Raw genomic sequence first — 1303 nt, 5'->3', positions numbered from 1 at the left:
TTCGCCGGCACTGATCCAGCTGTTCGCCACCCATGACGAGGCGGTGTTTGATTACCTCTCCTTCCGCCGCGACATGGAGGGGCTGGCCGCAGAGCGCGCCGCCCGGTTCGGGTCGGACTATGACCTGCAGGTGATCCAAACGATCTTTGACAAGATGGAGGCGGCCGGCAATCCCGCCGTGTCCGAGGAAGCGGCCCGGCTCGACGCTCAGTTCCACTCCGCTATCATGGACGCCAGCCACAACGTCATCATGCTGCACATGATGCGTTCGATGTTCGATCTACTGCGCGAGGGGGTCTTTTACAACCGCCGGATCATGTTCCAGCAGCACACCACCTATGAGGCGCTGCTGGAGCAGCACCGCGCCATCAACGCCGCCCTGCAGGCCCGCGACCCCCAGGCAGCCCGATCAGCGGTGGAGACCCATCTGGACTACGTGAAACAAGCCCTAACCGACCACCAGCGCGCCGAACGCAACGCGGAGGTGGCCAAGCAGCGGCTGGAGCATGAAACGGGGAAGGGGTGAGGCTGAAACCATGAACGGAATTCGGGGCAAACCGAATTGTGCCACTATCAAACCAATGCCGGCTTTGGGGGCCGGAAAGAAAGACGAAAAATGATCGCCTATATCACAGTCGGAGCGGATGATATCGCGCGCGCGAAGCAGTTTTATTCTGCGTTCCTGCCAGCCCTTGGATACAAACTGGAAGAGGGGTCTGAGGGCCTAAGTTACGTACTGCCTGTTGGGTCCGGTCAGTCTCCGGTTCCGCCTGACTTCTACGTTAAACCAACTTTCGACGGGCGCCCGGCCTCGGCCGGCAACGGGTCTATGGTCGCCTTTGAAGCGTGCAATCAACAACAGGTTCGCAACCTTCACTCCGCCGCGCTTTCAGCAGGCGGTTCGGACGAGGGCCAGCCCGGCTTTCGTGCCTCTTACGGGCCTCACTTCTATGTTGGGTACCTGCGCGATCCTCAAGGCAACAAGATCGCACTGTTCTCCAGCGATCCAAACGAACCTGGGCGCGACGGGTAAAGCAGGCGGCAAGGGCAATCTGCGGCGGCGCGGGGATTTGCGGAATGGGTTCACATCATCCCCTCCCGATCACGCACAAAAAAACCCGGCCGCTTGGGCCGGGTTTTTAAACTCAACAGTGTCTGCCAAACTCAGTGCAGCTTGGCGTCCACATCCGCGATGGCGGCGTCGATCAGCTTGTTGGCCTCGGCGGCGGTCATCTGCTTGGAGATCACCTGATCCGCAGCAGCAACAGCGATTGTGATCGCCTGGTCGCGCACTTCCTTCACA

Annotated in this window: 2 protein-coding genes and 1 pseudogene; 2 read left to right on the top strand and 1 reads right to left on the bottom strand. The window is 60.3% G+C overall.

Annotated features, from left to right (window positions below; translation table 11 throughout):
* Together A2I95_RS38970 and A2I95_RS38965 are read left to right on the top strand one after the other, a co-directional pair.
* Positions 1 to 526, top strand: a 526-nt coding sequence (locus A2I95_RS38970) for a FadR/GntR family transcriptional regulator (RefSeq protein ID WP_291737735.1), incomplete at its 5' end; no start/stop codon positions are given.
* Between the two features lie 90 nt (positions 527 to 616).
* The gene (locus A2I95_RS38965) at positions 617 to 1033 is read left to right on the top strand and encodes a VOC family protein (RefSeq protein WP_260007048.1); all 417 of its coding nucleotides are present in this window, start codon (positions 617 to 619) and stop codon (positions 1031 to 1033) included.
* Between the two features lie 131 nt (positions 1034 to 1164).
* Here the strand turns inward: A2I95_RS38965 and A2I95_RS38960 are convergent.
* A pseudogene (locus A2I95_RS38960) lies at positions 1165 to 1303 on the bottom strand (ATP F0F1 synthase subunit B); the annotation flags it as partial.

This window comes from Leisingera sp. F5, from assembly GCF_001593695.1.
The sequence above is the reverse complement of the archived record's forward strand: the minus strand, read 5'-3'. Positions and strand labels throughout refer to the sequence as shown.